We start from the raw sequence: 18293 nt of genomic DNA on the forward strand, positions 1-18293 counted from the left end.
CCTTACCTGGCGAGCAGCCGGTTTAACTGGTGAAGAATGTCCTGCGTCTGGCCGTCCAGGCGCAGCAGATAGAACAGATAAAACAGCGCCAGCACGATGATACCGCCGGACAGAACATGGCGGATGGTCAATCGTTTAATGAGCTGGTAGCGTCCGCCATGGGCTTTTTTATCCTGGTGCAGCAGTGGAAAGGGCGCATCGCCGCGCAGTTTATGCAGGACGTGATACAGGCGGCGGTATATCTGCTCAAACTCCCCCTGATCCTGAGGCGCGACTTTATAGCGCCCGCGAAAGCCCAGTGAAAAGCAGATATACAAAAACTCCAGCAGATCCTGGTAGCGTTTTGGCTCGCGCATCAGGCGTTCCAGCAGAATAAAGACCTTTTCACCACCCCAAGCTTCATTGTGGAAATGCACCAGTAACGACTGTTTGATCCACTCGTTCTTGTTGGACCAGCCGTTACCCAGTGCCGCTTCATCTATAAAAGTACAGAGGATGTAACGAAACGAGATAATCACGCCTGGCTCATAGCCCTGCTCCTGAAGTAGCTGCTCCATTGCCTGCACATCCGTCACCACCTGAGTGAACAGGTGTTCAGGCATGGCATGGCTGTTCATCCCCGCAACACGCATTACCATCCCCAGCAGCGGTGTGGCTGCGTCGATCATCGGGTTCAGGCTGTTGCCGCGCAGCGTAAGCTGGTACTGACGGAGGCCTTCGCTTTCGTATTCGGGTAAAGGGGGCTGTGATAGCGCATCCATCGTCTTATCCTCTTATAGCCCACAGTTGCATGTTCAGATCCGGAAACGAACCGGATACATGCAGGGCGACGGCACCGGTGGCCGCCACATCCGCCCAGGCTGGAGCGCTCTTGTCCAGTTCGAAATAGCTGAAACCGGCATGGTACGGAAGCTGGCGGGGGGCCACCATCAGCGTATGCAGCGGGATACCGGGGATTTGCACACTGACCATATTGCGAATTTTTTCCGGCGAGGAAATTTTTGACTGCTGGATAAACTGGCGCTGGAGTTGCTGTGTCTCCATTTTCGCCGCCACCGCCAGCACGAAGGTGGCTGACTGCAACAGCGCTGAGTCATGTATGTCAGCCTGCCAGATGCCATCGCGCAGATGCAGCGGCAGGTTAACCGCCCTGGGCGACAGGACGGTATGCAGTGCCCGCTTCACTTCCGGCAACAGTGTTTTGAAGGTTTCTGTCAGGTTGCGGTGATCGTAGATATCCAGCGGGCAGGGCAGGCGGGACGATTCGGTAAATGTCATGAGTTCACCTAGCAGTCCGGCTAGATCGAGATAAAACATTTCCGGATGAAGCTGTGATCTGCGGGCGCGATGGGTGAACCGGGTTTGGTTACGGTTGAGCAGTTGCAGCATCATAAATTCCGCCACGTCTGCAATACCGCTTTGCGCCGGAGAGCCAATACGATTAGCCAGGTCATTAGCCCGTCCGCCAACCGCTTCCTGTACCTCGCGCAAAAATTCACGCAGCCGCGTGCTAACGTAGATGTTCTGGCAGGTGGGGATAAAGCTGTCATCCAGTATCAGGGAGCCGTCAGCGTGCCTGTCTTTGATACGGCACAGTGGTAGCGTGACATATGCGCTCATATCATCAGCCCCGCTCATAATACGAGGCGTTAACTGTCCCAGTGTCAGTGCCCGCGCATCACCATTCTCTGAATGCAGATCCCGGACATCGGCATCGTGCAGTCGGTAACGTCCGATCTGCTGTCCGTAGCTGACTTCGCCTCTCACGTCACTGGCAACGGGTAAGGCCAGATAGATATTACGGCTCTCTTCGTCAGGAAAGCTGTCCGGATGTAGCGGAGCGGGCAGCGAATCCTGGTCCGGAATGGAGAACACCGTGCCGTCCGGCAGGGTGCCGGACGCACTGTCGAGCATAATTTTGCCCTGTGCCAGCGACTCATTATTAAGCGAAAGCTCGGTAAATCCCCAGGACAGATCATTAATGGTCCGGAAACGCAGATTATTCACATAATCGTTATAACGTTGCTGCTGCTGGAGGTGGTGCGGACGCATCAGTGTCCCTTCCCGCCACATCACTTTGTTTCGCGTGGTTGCCATCGTTAATCATCCTCTTTTTTCATTTCAATACTGCTCTGTCGGATATGTACCAGCAGGCGGTAGTGGTGTCCTGTCCCTGCCACCGGTTCGATTTGCTTCCATTGTGTGGTCTGGTCGTCGGAGAAATAGGCAATCACGCCGATAAACTGTGTTTTCTCATCCAGCTTCACCGGTGGCAGGGTTTTTATGGTGTCGGGCAGCAGGCTGAAATCCTGATGATCGATATAGTTTTTCCCCAGTGCATCCGGTAACGGCGTACTTGCGAGCTGGTCATAATCCGCAGCCTGTAATTTCGAATCATCACTCAGGTAAACCAGTTGTACGTCCACCGCCGCAGCTTCACCGTCCGCATTGATGTTGGCATCCGGCTCCGTCAGCAACGTAATCGTCACCAGTGACGACTGGTCAGCCAGTTTTCCGACCTGAATATCTGGGTTTTTAATGACCTGGCCGATTTTTTTTGCTGTTTCACAACCACACAAGGCGATGGTTAACAACGCCACCAATACCCAGGCGAGGAAACCACGCCCTGTCATGCTTCCGGCTCCCGCTGTTTTTCACGAAGTACCCGGTCAAAGACCTGGGCATACACTTCGTTAAAAAGCATCTCAAAACCCTGCTGGCGGCTGGAGGCCAGTTCGTCGTAGTAATCGCAGTACATCTGCCAGGCTTCGGCATCATCCAGCGGCTTGCGTAGTTCATGGCTGCGGCGATACTGCACAAAACGGCGCATCAGGCTCTGTGGCGAGAAGGCGTCCAGTAGCACGCGCAGCGATTCCACAATGGCCGCGTGGTTGGCTTCTTCGTGATGGCGGATATTGCGCAGGCTCTCGCTGACGGCGGCAGGTGCGGCGAGATGAACCGGGCTTTTTCCTTCGGCAAACAGCACGTCCAGAGCGGTGGCGTAGTCCATATTCAGGCGCAACGGATTATCTTCCAGCGGGCGCAGATGTTTGTCAGAGAGGCTGTTGCGGTGCTGCTGTAGCTCAAGCAACCCTTTAACCGCCGCCTGCAGTGTCCTCCCGGCTTCTTCCAGAAAATCATCGGCATCTTTCGTGTTATGCACAGTAAGCGATCCTCCCAACCCGCGTAGCAACGGGGTTATAGCAAGATGGCGCTGTGCCGCCTCTGCCGGTGAAATTGCGTCATCATCGCTGTCCTGCGGATAGGCATACATTGATGGCAGATCCATAAACGGTGTGTTGATCCCGCCATGTGTGACCGGATCAGACAACGGAGCGGATGGACGTACAGGCGTGATTGCCGCAAGAGGATTGTCCCTTGTGGTCAGACTTTCGGTCCGCAGCGCCTGCAATGGGTCGGTGGAAAAGCCATTCACAACGGTATCGGCAAGCTGGTGGCGGGACGGCATTCCCGGATATTCCGGTGCGCCGTCAGTGGACAGCAACGTGTCTGACAAAATGTCGTGGTTAGAAACAATGGTTTCAGGGGTAGCCATCTCTTCGTCGTAATGCCGCATCCCGCCCTGATTCAGATAAACCCGGAGTATCAGATGCCCCGTCTGGATCTCATCGCCCTGGCGTAACTGCACCAGATCCGAGGCTACCGTGACTTTGGCCTGATTCAGCCATAGTGGTGCAGTCAGCTGATGCAGGCAGAATGCGCCATCATGCAGGCTGATGCTGAACGCTTTCGCCGGAACATCCTGATGCCTGTCCTGAACCGGCCAGTGGCACTCACTGCTGTGGCCCACATCCCCGCTCTGTGTGAACAGACACCGTGCCGCGCGCCCGCTTTCCAGTTCGCTGCCGTTGACGACATGCAGTGAAAGCGTTTGTTGCCGCGTTTTTTCTTCCGCCATATCATGCTCCATGATGGTTATATTTTACTCCCTGACCCTGATGGTGACTGAGGGATGTTCTCCCGGTTCGCCGAGAAATGACGTCCAGCCCAGTAGTGCGCTCTTGTTATCGCCCAGCCGCATGGTGCCCACCTGCTCCGGTGCCAGTCCCAGGTGCAAATCCCAGGCAAGTTGATCGCGCAGGACGAAGGAGACAAACATCGCCAGCAGCAGAAAGCTTTCTCCTGATGGCAGGAACGAGAGAAACCGCTTACGACTCAGGTTGTTAATGCTTAACTGAAATTTACCGCTGAGATCGGGAACACTCGTCCCGAGAACAAAACTGCCCAGCACCGATCGACCGGCCAGTTTTTCGCCATTTTTAATCGTGTAACATCCGAGACTGTTTTGCTGATCCGGCTCTATTTCCACCATCCGTCGCTGCCAGTTTTGCAGCGTCACGTCAGATAAATTTAAATCGAAACAGTGCGCGACCAGCGAGCAGACGATCTCTGGCGAGCGTCCCGGATTCGCCAGTATTCCGGCATAGGCCAGCATTTTGCTGTGATTAACTGGCAGCCTTTCGCGAAGTTGCCGGTGGCCAAGCCCGACCAGGGAATACATCCGTTGCGAGAACGCATCCACGCCACCGTTACGGAAAGAGACGTGGTAGCGATACTTACGCCAGGTATGCCAGACGAACTGTGTCAGGCGGTGGCTGAACATATCCAGAAAATCGCCAACCGGACTTTGCTCATGTGCGGATTTCCAGGCCAGGTGATCAAGGTAATAACCTGGCAGGGGAGACTGGCTGCCCTGTAGCCCCATAAAGGTGGTGGTCATCCGGAACTGCCCGGAGGTCTCCTGCTCTAGCGCGCTGACATCACTTACCGGAAAGCCCAGTCTGGCATCAGCCCGGAAATGAATGGTCTCCTGTGACGGAGGGGTATCCAGCGATAATTCCGGTGTTTCTCCCCCCTCTGATGCCAGCCGGTGCAGCAGTTCTGAGAGGGCAAAAAAATTACAGGCGCAGGCGTCCTGAAGAAAACTCTCCCGTAATGCGTTTTGTTCATCCTGTACCGGAGCATCGTCCGGGGTCAGATGAGCGGGTGTTGCCCGGTTCTTTCCGCCCATTTCCATGACTCCTGGCTTTCCGTGTTAACAACTGTCAGCATGTGGAATGAATTGACGCTGGCATACAGCGACAGAAAGTGTGACAAAACTGCACCCAGAAGGTACATCTCTCCTTCACAGACAAACGGTCCCGGATGGATATACAGAGTTGACGCCAGACCACGCACCGGTATCCCGGTAAACAGGCGATCAACGGGTCTGGTGTCCAGCCGTTCAATGGCATCCAGCTTTTGCTGTGACAGGCGAGCCATCTGTGGATGATGAATGGCGTGGCGGTCAAAATTGGCTATGACCTGTTTGAGCGCATCAGCATCCAGCAGTGACAGATAATTCAGGTTCATGGCGGACAACAGGGACCAGTGCAGGCTGCCGTCTATAACCGGCCAGAGTGGCGGCGTGGGTCGGGTGATATTGCGAAACGATGCCACTGATGCGTTTTTACCTGTTGTACCGGTTATGTCGCCAGGCAGGATCTGTATCGGCAACTCACGGTTGGTGCAGGTCAGCGATACTGAGACCACTTCATTATTAAGCAGCGAGGCATCCGGGTGGCCGCCATCAGCGTGAATAAAAGCAAGGCTATGATCAAAGCCCCGCTGAAACAGCGAGGTCTTTGTCCGGTGCTGCCAGTAGACAACTTCCCGCTTGCGACTGTATTCCATCTGATGACTGAAGCTTTCAAATGCAGGCCACTGACGCACAGAAGGTGTTGTAACGGGTTGTCCAAACTCTTTTTTTCTGAATATATCCTGCGTCTGGCTCACCACACTGTTAACCGAAAAAATGTCGTAATGATCCGGATAGTGGCGGCTGGGTATCAGTGGATAATCTGCCCGCTGGTGATCCAGCGTAATCGCTTCGGCATGATGGAAAAAAAGATTAATGGCGGGCGCACAATATAAACGCAGGGAATCGCAGTGTAACTGGATATCCACGGGTAAGGGGCGCGAAAAACGCAGCCGCAGGGTGAAACGATTCTCCTTTAACCTGTCAGGTAGCGCCGGAATGCCACAGACATCGAAAAAGAGAAAACTGTCGGTGTAGCAGAAAAATTCCTGGAGAATGCGGTAGCCGCTGTGGACATTACCGGGCCAGGGCAGCATGGCATCTTCTGGTTCAAACCCCACAGCTTTCAGCATAAATTCGGGCATCGGGATCGACTGCTCGCCCGTAAGCAACTCTGCGCCCTGTAAATATTCGCAAAACCACAAATACAGCTGGTAGCGGGTATAGTTATCATCGTTGCCCAGCCAGAAGCGCAGCTTGTTTAGATCCAGAGTGGTGAAATCTGTACCAGGTGCGATGGCAAATGTAATATCAATAATGCCATGGCGGGGCGTACTGCGATCCTCTACCTGATCCAGTTGAACGGGCAGCAGCCAGATATCCCGGCAAAGAGTGAACGTACAGGGCGGGGCTACATCGTGTTCATTGCCGGAATACGCAGACAATACCTGGTTTCCCTGAGTCCCTTTCGAACCGGTTGTGAACTGTTCGTTGCGGGGGATGCATACCGGCACGGAGGTTTTGTCCATATCCGGGCTGTATTCAATCAGCGTCATCGACGGCACCGGGCGCAGATAATTGGGCCACAGCATTTTGATCAAGCCATGTGTCAGCTCAGGAAACTCATCCTCAATTTTCTGGCGCAGATTGCCGGTCAGAAATGCCACGCCTTCCAGTAGACGCTCGATATCCGGATCGGCTCCTTTTTCAGCCAGAAACCGGGCCAGATGCGGCTTTTCGGTTGCCAGTTGTTTACTTAACTGGCGAAGGTAATTCAGTTCCTGCCTGTAATAACGCTCTTCGAATTCCATTTTACTACTCCACCCGATAATGCTGACTGCCGTCCGGTGCCATATCAAACTCAAGCACATCGTCGATGTCGTTAAATGTCACCCAGGCGGTGATATGGAATGTTATTTCCTGTGGGCTGGCCATAAAGGGAAGCACCGCCCGAACCTCAGAATGTGAGATTCGGGGTTCATAACGCTCAATGCACTGCACGATAGCCTGGCTCATGGCGCTGCGATAATTATCTGCTCCTTCCGGCTCTTCGATGCCGAGCTCCGGGGTACCCCGACAACTGCCGGAGCGAGTATTCAGGATATTTCGCAGGCTGTGGCGAATGGACTGTCTGAATGCCTCTATATTGCTGTCCCCCCGCCAGTTTCTGGCAGGAGGGTTTTCCAGACGCTCAAACAGCGATCCGGCAGGTCTCTCGTGCTCCGGTATCACTTGTCTAACCGTCCGACTAAAGACAGTTCAAACGACGCACCCATATATTTAAAATGGGGTCTTGCGGAAATTGCCACCTGATACCAGCCTGGTTCGCCGTCTACGTCCAGAACCTCAACTTTAGCGCCACGCAGGGGCTTACGGCTGCGGACGTCAGTGGGCGGATTCTCCTGGTCAGCGACATACTGGCGGACCCAAATATTGAGTTCTCGCTCAAGGTCACTTCTCTCTTTCCACGACCCGAGCTGCTCGCGTTGCAAAACTTTAATGTAGTGTGCGAGGCGGTTGATAATGAACAGGTACGGTAGTTGTGTACCCAGCTTGTAGTTGGTTTCGGCATCTTTGCCCGGAAAATGCTTGGGTTTCTGAACCGAATTGGCGGAGAAAAAGGCTGCGTTATCGCTGCCCTTGCGCATGGTCAGCGTGATGAACCCCTCTTCGGCCAGTTCGAACTCACGGCGGTCGGTGATCAACACCTCTGTTGGGATCTTGGCCTGAATCTGTCCCATTGATTCATATAAATGTACCGGAAGATTTTTTACCGCGCCGCCGCTCTGCGGCCCAATAATATTCGGCGCCCATCTATATTTTGCGAACGAGTCAGCCACATTACTGGCTAGCATCCAGGCGGTATTGCCCCAAAGATAATGCTCGTGGCTGTGGCTGACATCTTCGGCGTAGTTGAAGCTTCTGATGGGGTTTTCGGTGGCTGAATAGGGCTGGCGGAGCAGAAAACGCGGTGCGGTCAGCCCCAGGTAGCGAGAGTCTTCGGAATCACGTAGGGCGCGCCATTTTGTGTAAGCAGGGCTTTCAAAGATGGCATAAAGATCTTTGATATTGGGCAGCTCAGTCCATGAATTGAGTCCCATAAATTCCGGCGATATGGAAGAAAGGAACGGCGCATGGGCCATAGCGCCGACGGCGCTGACATAGTTCAGCAGTTTCATGTCTGGCGTGGTATTTTTGAACTCATATGCGCCTAATACCGCCGCGATGGGTTCACCACCAAACTGACCAAATCCGCTGGAATAAACATGCTTGTAGAAGCCTGACTGGGTAATCTCTGGCGCGAACTCGAAATCGTCCAGCAGTTCTTCCTTGGTGACATGCAGGATATTAACCTTAATATTCTCGCGAAAATCAACGCGTTCCACCAGGGCTTTCATTGAACGCCAGAATGACTCCAGTTGCTGAAACTGAGGGGCGTGAATAATAGCATCCATCTGGCGGCTGATTCGGGCGTCAATATCCGCAATCATACTGTCCACGGCCAGTTTATTTACGGGGTCTGCTGGTGAGCTGGATTGCAGAAGGCTGGCAACAAAAGCCGTTACGCCCTGTCGGGCAATATCATAACCGTCAGCACCGGGCTGGATACGGGTTTGTGCCATGATTTCATCAAGCAACGACGGGGCATGGCTTCCCTGTTCAGCGCGGGTGGAAACAAGTTCCTCTTCCTTTAACGACATACTGAAAATCCTTGTGTTGATCTGTATTTCTGGAGTCAGGTTTCACGGTCAGTGGAACACCTTCCGCCAGTGTGGCTTCATCTGCTGATACCCGTTGATATGGATGATTTCATCCATCAGACATCCGAGCCTCTGGTCAGGCGCCGCGATCAATACATCCAGTGTTTCTGTGTTGATATCGCCTGTCTGAGTGATACATAACCGGCTCACTGTCTGCGTTATTGCGTCATCGGTTCTGGTGGTATCTTTCCGCAAGCCCATACCAGGATAATCTCCCTGAAAAACAGAGATTACTGGTTTTCTGCCTGGCTGATCTCCCGCAGTAACTGTTCGCGGGATTCTTCATTTTCCAGCAATGCCTGAAGCTGGGCGCGAAATGCTGGCAAATTACCCAGCGGCCCTTTTAATGCTGTCAGCGCTTCGCGTAGTTCCAGCAATTTGTTCAACTCCGGCACTTGTTTTGCCACACTGTCCGGAGAAAAATCGTTCAGGGATTTGATTTTCAGCGAGACATTCATCTCATCGTCATCTTTTGCGTCGTCCTTCAATGCTGCCGGAACTGCAAAATTCAGGCTAATGGAAGCTTCTGCCATCACTGAATTGAATGAATGCTTATCGATAGAAACCATCTGGCGTTCATCAAGTGGTGCTGTTTCTTGTGAGTTTCCGGTATCTCCCACTATCAACATATTGAGGGGTAATTCCACCTCAGAAGGCTCGCCGTCAGTTTTTGGAACGTAAGAAATATTAATGCGTTCTTTGGGGGCCACACTGCCGTTATAATCTTTGCTCATAGAGATCATCCATCAGGTTATGTTATGTTTTCTGCATCTCCGTACAGACCATGAAATACCGTGCAATAAAAAACAACTGGTAATCATTATTACGCGAAGAAAATTTTTTGAGAAGCACTTTTTCTAAATGAAATACAGGAGTATCCTTCTGTTGTGGTTATTGTTTAGGTTGTATTGGTTTCGTTAAGAATAAATTAAAAGAAATTTCAGTTATTTTTATTTTTATGTAATTATATGATTTATATGTGATTTTTTTTTGATTTTATATGTAGTTAATATATTTTTCATGAATCAATATACCGCAATTATCTTTGTGTGACGGGTTGGTTGGTGAATGGTTTTTACCGATTGGAGTAATGGAATAATGATGAATATAATATTTATTCATGAATGTGGTATTGTCATTATTTTATAGAAATGAATATTGATATATCACCATAATGGATGTGTGAATATTTAATTCAGTCATCAGGAATATGCTTTTTAGCCTCTGGGTTTACGGTTCAATCTGCCATGTGAAGAGAGTTTAAACTACAGAGTTTTTTATGTGTTAAGCATGTTTTTATCTGCCGGATATCTTTTGGCAGATGTATGTAAGTATCGTTAATCGTTAACAAGGAGTTTATGAATGCCAACACCGTGTTACATCTCAATTACGGGGCAAACCCAGGGGAATATTACCGCTGGTGCATTTACCGCAGATTCTGTCGGCAATATCTACGTGCAGGGGCACGAGGATGAAATGCTGGTACAGGAATTCCAGCACAACGTGACTGTACCCACCGATCCGCAGTCCGGGCAGCCGAGTGGTCAGCGTTCGCACAAGCCGTTCATTTTTACTGTGGCGCTGAACAAAGCCGTACCACTGCTTTACAACGCGCTGGCCTCCGGCGAAATGCTGCCGAAAACTGAACTGCACTGGTGGCGTACCTCTGTTGAAGGCAAACAGGAGCACTATTTCACCACCCGCCTGACGGACTCGACGATTGTGGATATGAAGTTGCATATGCCGCACTGCCAGGACCCGGCGAAGCGCGAGTTCACGCAATTGCTCGAAGTCTCACTGGCCTACCGCAAAATCGAGTGGGAGCACGTCAAGTCCGGCACCTCTGGTGCTGATGACTGGCGCGCGCCGCTGGAAGCGTAAGGCTGAATCCACAGCACCCTGTCCTTACGGGCAGGGTGCTGTTTTGTTGGGGATCGTAAACAAAAAAGCAGTGTCAGTAAGGGGTTACGTTTTTTACGGGAGATGGCGGACGCCGGAAACTTCGGCGGTAGCGTGCCTGAATAATGCAAGCGTAACACTGTACTGTCATTCGCCGCAGTCCGGCTGGTGGTTTCTTTTCCCTGTTAATTCAGGAGATTATTCATGTCAACAGGATTACGTTTCACACTGGAGGTGGACGGCCTGCCACCGGATGCGCTGGCCGTGGCGTCCTTTCACCTGGAGCAGTCCCTTTCCTCGTTGTTCACCCTCAATATTTCGCTGGTCAGCCGGCAGCTTCTCAGCATTGATTTCTCTCAGGTACTGGAAAAAACAGCCCATCTTAAAATCTGGCAGGGCACGGAGATACAGCGCCGGGTGAACGGTATTGTGACCTGGTTTGAGCAGGGGGAAAACGACGGACATCAGATGCTGTACAGCATGATTGTCCGGCCACCGGTGTGGCGAGCCTCCCTGCGGCAGAACTCCCGTATTTTTCAGAATGAGGACATTAAAAGCATTCTGGGAACGATATTGCAGGAAAACGGGGTGACGGACTGGAGTCCGCTGTTCAGTGAGGCGCATCCGGCGCGGGAATTCTGCGTGCAGTACGGTGAAACGGATTATGACTTTCTGGCGCGGATGGCGGCGGAGGAAGGGCTGTTCTTCTACGAAGAGCACTCGCCTGACAGCGACGACCAGAGTCTGGTGCTGTGCGACACGGTGCGCTTTCTGCCGGAGGCGTTTGACATCCCGTGGAACCCGAATACCCGGACCGAAGTGAGTACGCCGTGCATCAGCCAGTTCCGCCACAGCGCGCAGATACGCCCGTCTTCTGTCATCGGCAAGGACTACACCTTTAAACGCCCCGGCTGGGCGGGGCGCTTTGAGCAGCAGGGGCAGAATCTGGATTACCAGCGTACACAGTATGAAGTGTTTGATTATCCGGGGCGCTTCAAGGACGGCCACGGGCAGAACTTCGCCCGCTGGCAGGTGGAGGGCTGGCGCAATAATGCCGAAGAGGCGCAGGGAAAAAGTCGTTCTCCGGCAATATGGCCGGGACGGCGCATTCAGCTGACGGAACATCCGCAGGCGGGCCTGAACCGGGAATGGCAGGTGGTGAGCAGCGATTTGCAGGGGAAACAGCCGCAGGCGGTGGCGGGGCGTTCCGGCTCAGGGACCACCCTTGAGAATGATTTTACGGTGATGCCGGCGGACAGGACGTGGCGACCCCGGCCAATGGAAAAGCCGTCAGTGGACGGCCCGCAGTCAGCCACTGTCACCGGCCCGGAGGGGGAGGAAATTTTCTGCGACGAGCATGGCCGGGTGCGGGTGAAGTTTAACTGGGACCGGTATAACCCGGCGAACCAGGACAGCTCGTGCTGGATACGGGTGGTACAGGCGTGGGCGGGACCGGGGTTCGGCAACCTGGCGATACCGCGGGTGGGACAGGAGGTGATAGTGGACTTCCTGAACGGGGACCCTGACCAGCCGATAATCATGGGACGGACGTACCATGCGGATAACCCGCCGCCGGGGGGGCTGCCGGGGACGAAGACGCAGATGACGATACGGTCGAAGACGTACAAGGGGAGCGGGTATAACGAGCTGATGTTCGAGGATAAAACAGGTCAGGAACTGTTGTCGATGCATGCGCAGAAGGACATGAAGACGACGGTACTCAACGATCAGGGTACGGCGATCATTCGTAACCAGAGTCTGGTAGTGGGCAATAACCGGCTGAAAGTCGTGACCGCCAACGAAGATGTCAAAATTGATGGGCACCAGCTGCTCAATATTCGGCAGTTTCAGGAAGTGAATGTCAAAACCGATGTGACCTGTTTTAACGGCGGCGACAGGATAATGCAAAGCGCGGGAAACGTGGTCATCGGCTCAGGTTCCATGATCCGGCTGGAATGTGGGGAGAGCGCACTGGAGTTGCATGCCGGGGGTGTGATTAACCTTAAGGGCAAGGCGTTTAACATCGTGGCTGAGGGTAACAGTCTCATTACGACAGGCACAGCTATGCTGGGCCTGAATCCGGAAGAGCCCGCCCCGGCTATTGGCGTTGTCGGTAAAAACCATAAAAAAGACTTAACCAGCATTATACAGGGATTATTCCCCGAAGAGACGGGGGGCGGAAAATGAACGCCATTTACCGCATGAATGAAGGCCATCTGGCGCTGACCGGAGAAGACTGGCTTGACTGCACGATGCAGGTTATTCGCAATACCCGTACTCACACTTCACTGGTGATCACCCGTGCAGTTATCCCCGAAGACAGAACGTTTGATGATGAACTGACATTTCAGTGGGCGCAGGTGGCGGCGCAGATCAATAACTTTCAACAGACGCCGCCTGTCGTATTAACGCTGCCTTTATTGCCTGACTGTCCCGCCCGGGAAACGACGGCTACATATCTTCGTGAACCTTATTTTTGTTGCCAGCGCCAGCTGGCCGTACTGATGCCTGAACGGCGTCTGTTGATGCTGACCTGCACCGTGCTGAATGCCTTCAGCGAAGAGGACGAACGGTTCTGGCTGCAGGTTAAAAATACGCTGGACAGGGACTGAGATCAGACAGAGGACGTTTTGCCATGAGCAATCCGAACGCTGCCCGTCTGGGCGACGACATCATTCATACCAGTATTCTGGCCGATATACTGGGAGGGGTTTTTGAAGCGGCTATTTGCGTTGCTGTTGGGGCCGTCGTGGTTGCCGCTGCTGCCCCTCTTGCCGCCGCGGCGGCAACTGCTGCAGGCGTGTCAGCTGCGACGGTTGCGGCAGCGTCAGCCGCCGCAACAACCTGTACAGCCGCGGGTATTGTCGGAGGGCTGACCGTTTCGTTATCGGGGGCCGCTGAGGTTGTCGGCGATATTGCTCAGGGCGCGGCAAACTTTATCTCCCCCCCTTCACCGCAGGGGAAAATTGTGACGGGCTCTTTAAATGTGCAGACCAATAGTCTGCCTGCCGCCAGAGCTGCAGGGCGTCTGATGACTGCCGCCGAAAACGCCACGCGGGAAAAAATGGAGGCGGAAGAGAAGAAACGGCGGGAAGAAGAGGACGCCCGGATGTCCACCGGGATGAAAGTGCTGAACGGGGTGTCTGCGCTGTTCAGCTATGGCAGCGAACTGCTGGGAGAGATGGTTAACCCTGTCGTGGCCGGACCGTCAGGCGGAGTGGTGGAAGCTGAGCATGATGTGGTGCTATGCGAAAAACACCCACCGAATCCCATACAGTTTATGGCCGAAGGCTCTTCTCAGGTCAGTATCAATGGTCTGCCTGCTGTCCGCACCGGAGACCGGACAACCTGCGGCGGCACCGTTTCCACGGTGGTCTCTCCCAACGTCATCATCGGGGGGAAACCGGTTGCGGTTCGCCCTATTCATAGCGGCAAATCACCCGGCGTGGAAACCGCGCTGCTCGCGCTTTCCGTCCTGACGTGCCGCCCCACTAAGCTACTGAAACAGCTTCCCTGCATGATAATGGGGATGGCGGCGGCAATGCTTGCCAGTAAGATTGGCGAATCTGTGCGGGCACTGTGGAATCCGGTACATGCCGCGACGGGCGCGAAGGTTCTGAGCGGGGAAGAGGACTGTGATTTTGAGCTCCCGGCCCGTTTCCCTCTCATCTGGCAGCGCATCTACAACAGCCGTAACCCGCATGAAGGGCTCTTTGGTCGCGGCTGGCGCACCGCATTTGAAACCCGCGTGGTCAGGGAGGAGGAATACACCTGCTTCCATGATGAAGGGGGACGCGAACTCCGTTTTGTCTGTCCCCCGCCGGGTGAGGCAGGATTCAGTCCCGATGAAGGACTGTTATTTGCGCAGAGCGAACAGGGCATGGTGGTGATTGGTGATCTGGACGGCGCCACCTGGCGGCTCTATCTTCCGCACCCGTCAGCGCCCTCGCAACTGCGCCTGCACCTGCTGTCGGATAATTATGGCAATGGCTTGCGGCTCCATTATGACGAACAGGATCGCCTGCAGGCGATTACCGATACCCAGGAAAGCCTGCGGGTGGTGCTGCATTATCAGGACTTACACTCCCCGCAGCGTCCGACCCGGATCACTGAGCATATGCTCACCCCGGACACCCCCGGTGGCGAGCCGGTTCATCGGCTACTGATGTCCTACGACTACACCCCGCAGGGGGAACTGTGCCGTGTGACCGATGCGGATGATGTCTGCCTGCGTGAATTTGATTACACCCCGGACGCCCTGATGGCAGGGCACCGGATGCCCGGCGGGGCCCGTCACCGCTATCAATGGAAAAAGTTCAGCGACGGCTGGCGGGTGGTGGCCTATGAGTCCAGCGGAGGTGACAGCGCCACGATTGGTTATGACCTGACACAGGGCGTGACCATCGTCGCCCATGGCGGTGGCGAAACGCACCGGCATGAATGGGATCATCGCTATCTGGTGGAGAAGTACACCGATGAATCCGGGCAGGTATGGGGCTATGAGTGGAACGAGGACGGGCAGCTTTCGCGTACCGTCGACCCGTTGGGTGCCAGCAGAGCATATCACTATGATAATGCGGGAAACATGATTCTGGAGACCGACCCGCTGGGCCGGGCCGTTTGTACACGCTGGCTTGAAGACCGGGCGCTGCCTGTTCAGGCCAGCGGGCCGGAGGGAAGCGTACACCAGTATTTTTATGATGCGAACTTTGGTCTGCGTGCAGAAATCAATGCACTCGGGCTGTGCTGTTATTACCGTCGTGATGAATGGGGCCAGGTCGTCGAATTCACAGATGAAAAGGGCGGCGTACAACGCTTTAGCTGTAATGAGCGTGGGCAGCTTATCAGCGTTCAGGACTGTTCCGGGAAAACAACGCAGTACCGGTACGATGCGGCTTACCGGCTGGCCGAAGAGGTGGATGCGGCCGGGGAGAGTACCCGCTATGTTTACAGCCCGGCAGGCAGGCTAAAAACGGTTTCCGGTGCCGAGGACTGGACGGCCAGCCTGTCCTGGACGGCACAGGGGCTGCCGGAAAGCTACCGGGTGGGACACAATAATCCGGTGCGCTGGCAGTATGATGCCTGTGGTCGGGTGAGCGTGGTGACTGACCCGCTGGGCCATACCGTGCGGCGTGAATATGACGCGCGCAACCGGCTGACGCGTTTGTATAACGAAAGTGGTGAGCTGTACCGGTTTATCCACGGCATAAATGGGCATCTGACGGAAGAGCGGGGTCTGGATGGTGTTATCACCCGCTACGAATACGATGTCTGTGACCGGGTGGTCAGTAAAACCTGGGCGGCCGGCACGCCGGATGCGCTGACGCACCGCTGGCAGTATAACGCAGCCGGGGAAGTGACCGATAAGCAAACGCCGGACGGGCACACGGTCTACCGGTACACGACGGGAGGGACTCTGCAGGCGGCGCTGTTTTATCCGCCGGGAGCAGAGAGTCCTGCACAGCGCGTGCTGCTGGAGCATGACCGGCTCGGCCGGCTGACGGCGGAGGAGAACGACTCTGGCCGGGTGAGCTACAGCCTGGATGAACTGGGTAACCGGACATCCGTTCAGTTGCCGGATGGTCGCAGCCTGAAGACGCTGTATTACGGCAGCGGTCATGCGCTGAGTATCAGCCTGGATGAGCGGCTGATTACGGAATTTACCCGTGACAACCTGCACCGGGAAATCAGTCGAACGCAGGGCGGCCTGACGACACGTACGCGTTATGATCGACTGGGGCGGCAGGCGCGTCGGGAAATCTACCGCAAAGAGAACGGGATGCGGCCGGTGGAGGCGTGGCACTGGCAGTACGACAGCCGTCACAACCTGCTGAGTGAAACGCAAATCAGCGACTACCGCTATCAGGGCTACCATTACGATGACGGTGACCACGTCTGTCGCCACGACACCAGTTTTCGTGGGGTGACGCATCATACGTACGATGCGGCAGGTAACCTGCTGACTGCCCCGCAGGCAGGGCAGTCGCTGACACATAACCGGCAGACGCAGTGCGGTAATGGTGCGTGCAGGTATGATGTTTACGGCCGGATGGTGCAGAAACCGGGCCCGGGTGGCCTGTGGCGCTACGGTTATGACAGTGAACACCGGATGACGGAAGCGGTGCTGGACACGCCGGACGTAACCGGGGCCGGAAATACGCGACACCGGGTGATTTTTACCTACGACCCGTTTGGGCGGCGAACAGAAAAGCGCAGCGAGGTGACGGTATCTGCGCCGGATGACGGGCGTGTCACCGGGACGCAGGAGGTGACAACCTTTGTGTGGGAAGGGTTCCGGCTACTGGCGGAGACCCGCAACGGACAGTCGCTGGTGTACGTGTACGAAGGGGCGGGGAGTTACACGCCGCTGGCGAGGATTTACGGTACCGGCGACAAACAGCGTGTGGACTACTACCGCTGCAGCCATAACGGTATGCCGCAGGCGCTGACGGATGAGGACGGGAAACTGCACTGGCGTCAGGATGTGGAGACGTGGGGAGAAACGCGGTCGGAATACGCGGATGAAGAGGGAGGCAGGTGGCGGAAGATATGGGGTGGTGCGCCGGAAGAGAACCTGCGGTTCGCGGGTCAGTATCTGGACAGGGAAACGGGGCTTCACTACAATACGTTCAGGTATTATGCGCCAGATATGGGGCGGTTTATTACGCCGGATCCGATAGGGCTACGTGGGGGAATAAACAACTACGCGTATGTACCTAATCCGCTGATGTGGATTGATCCTCTTGGATTAAGTGGTTGGCAAATAGATGGCGATAAGACTACAGCTATTTTGCAAGGTGGTCCTTTTAAAGAGAAATATTATAAAGATGGAAGAACAGGTTTGTGGTGGTCTAAAGACACTACCGGGCACGGTGGGTCTGCGTACAAAGTATATAGAGAAACATCAACCACTCTAGAATGGATTGCAGATGCTGATGAAAATGGTCAGTTTATGCCTGATAAACATAAAGGGAATACGGGGCGAAGTATCCCTAAAAAAGGTTGTAAAGGAATAAAGTGAGTTAATGACATGATAAAAAATAGCGCAGAATTTGTCTCATTGAGAAATAGTGATATTCCTGATGAGTATAACCGAGCGGCCACAGAAGAGGCTCCTCTTGATGTATGGATGGATCTTATTGAAAATCATCATGATATGAAAGTATGGGTTGCAAGAAACAAATCCATACCAAAAGAAATAATTAATATTTTGTCAAGAGATATAAATCCTATTGTTAGGGATGCTATATCATCGAAATATCCTTTGGATTTTGATATTTATTTGCTGTTATCAAAAGATCCCGATGATGGGATTAGAGTTAGATTAACTTATAATAAAAAATTACCAACATCTATTTTAAAAGAAATGGCTGACAATGATCCTAGTGAATTTGTGAGGAAAGAAGCACGACTGAAATACAAACAGCGAATTAAATAATGATAAACATTTAAATTTTTTGAATGAACACATCATGTGATTTTATTTTCATTTCTGAAATTTACCAAATCAAAAACTGGTTAAGAAATTACCCCTTCCCAGTTTATGAGTAAATTTATCTATGTATGACGACAGACGATGGCACTATGACATTGCA

The 18293-nt window shown here is 53.6% G+C and carries 14 protein-coding genes; 5 read left to right on the plus strand and 9 right to left on the minus strand.

What is annotated here, in order from left to right:
• Positions 1-2: 2 nt before the first annotated feature.
• From icmH to tssB, 9 genes are all read right to left on the minus strand, one after another.
• On the minus strand, positions 3-761 hold the full coding sequence (gene icmH / locus SK35_RS03940) for a type IVB secretion system protein IcmH/DotU (protein ID WP_048215555.1): 759 nt from the start codon (positions 759-761) through the stop codon (positions 3-5).
• A gap of 4 nt (positions 762-765) precedes the next feature.
• Positions 766-2097 carry a type VI secretion system baseplate subunit TssK gene (gene tssK / locus SK35_RS03945; protein WP_048215556.1) on the minus strand — a complete coding sequence of 444 codons (1332 nt, stop codon included), beginning with the start codon at positions 2095-2097 and terminating at the stop codon, positions 766-768.
• A gap of 2 nt (positions 2098-2099) precedes the next feature.
• Positions 2100-2633: a type VI secretion system lipoprotein TssJ gene (gene tssJ, locus SK35_RS03950; RefSeq protein ID WP_048215557.1), complete on the minus strand. Its 534-nt coding sequence runs from the start codon at positions 2631-2633 to the stop codon at positions 2100-2102.
• Entirely contained in the window at positions 2630-3919 is a 1290-nt protein-coding gene (gene tagH / locus SK35_RS03955) for a type VI secretion system-associated FHA domain protein TagH (RefSeq protein WP_048215558.1), read from the minus strand. The genes tssJ and tagH overlap by 4 nt, the downstream gene beginning before the upstream one ends.
• Positions 3920-3943: 24 nt before the next feature.
• Positions 3944-5032, minus strand: a complete 1089-nt coding sequence (tssG, locus tag SK35_RS03960) for a type VI secretion system baseplate subunit TssG (protein WP_048215559.1) — start codon at positions 5030-5032, stop codon at positions 3944-3946.
• Positions 4996-6849 (minus strand): type VI secretion system baseplate subunit TssF, encoded by a 1854-nt coding sequence (gene tssF / locus SK35_RS03965; protein WP_048215560.1) that lies wholly within the window; start codon positions 6847-6849, stop codon positions 4996-4998. The genes tssG and tssF overlap by 37 nt, the downstream gene beginning before the upstream one ends.
• 4 nt (positions 6850-6853) lie before the next feature.
• Positions 6854-7270 (minus strand): type VI secretion system baseplate subunit TssE, encoded by a 417-nt coding sequence (gene tssE, locus SK35_RS03970; protein WP_048215561.1) that lies wholly within the window; start codon positions 7268-7270, stop codon positions 6854-6856.
• On the minus strand, positions 7267-8739 hold the full coding sequence (tssC, locus tag SK35_RS03975; RefSeq protein WP_048215562.1) for a type VI secretion system contractile sheath large subunit: 1473 nt from the start codon (positions 8737-8739) through the stop codon (positions 7267-7269). Before tssC ends, tssE begins: the two co-directional genes overlap by 4 nt.
• Positions 8740-9029: 290 nt before the next feature.
• Positions 9030-9533 (minus strand): type VI secretion system contractile sheath small subunit, encoded by a 504-nt coding sequence (tssB, locus tag SK35_RS03980; protein WP_048215564.1) that lies wholly within the window; start codon positions 9531-9533, stop codon positions 9030-9032.
• Between the two features lie 628 nt (positions 9534-10161).
• Here tssB and SK35_RS03985 point away from each other — a divergent pair.
• From SK35_RS03985 to SK35_RS04005, 5 genes are all read left to right on the plus strand, one after another.
• Positions 10162-10680, plus strand: a complete 519-nt coding sequence (locus SK35_RS03985; RefSeq protein ID WP_032944948.1) for an Hcp family type VI secretion system effector — start codon at positions 10162-10164, stop codon at positions 10678-10680.
• 222 nt (positions 10681-10902) lie between these two features.
• The gene (locus tag SK35_RS03990) at positions 10903-12885 is read left to right on the plus strand and encodes a type VI secretion system Vgr family protein (protein WP_082193807.1); all 1983 of its coding nucleotides are present in this window, start codon (positions 10903-10905) and stop codon (positions 12883-12885) included.
• Positions 12882-13310: a DcrB-related protein gene (locus SK35_RS03995; protein ID WP_048215565.1), complete on the plus strand. Its 429-nt coding sequence runs from the start codon at positions 12882-12884 to the stop codon at positions 13308-13310. Before SK35_RS03990 ends, SK35_RS03995 begins: the two co-directional genes overlap by 4 nt.
• Before the next feature lie 23 nt (positions 13311-13333).
• Positions 13334-17719 (plus strand): RHS repeat-associated core domain-containing protein, encoded by a 4386-nt coding sequence (locus SK35_RS04000; RefSeq protein ID WP_187426976.1) that lies wholly within the window; start codon positions 13334-13336, stop codon positions 17717-17719.
• Positions 17720-17728: 9 nt separating this feature from the next.
• Entirely contained in the window at positions 17729-18136 is a 408-nt protein-coding gene (locus tag SK35_RS04005; protein WP_048215566.1) for a hypothetical protein, read from the plus strand.
• The last annotated feature ends 157 nt before the right edge of the window (positions 18137-18293 follow it).

The organism is Citrobacter sp. MGH105 (assembly GCF_001037485.2).
GTDB lineage: Bacteria > Pseudomonadota > Gammaproteobacteria > Enterobacterales > Enterobacteriaceae > Citrobacter > Citrobacter portucalensis.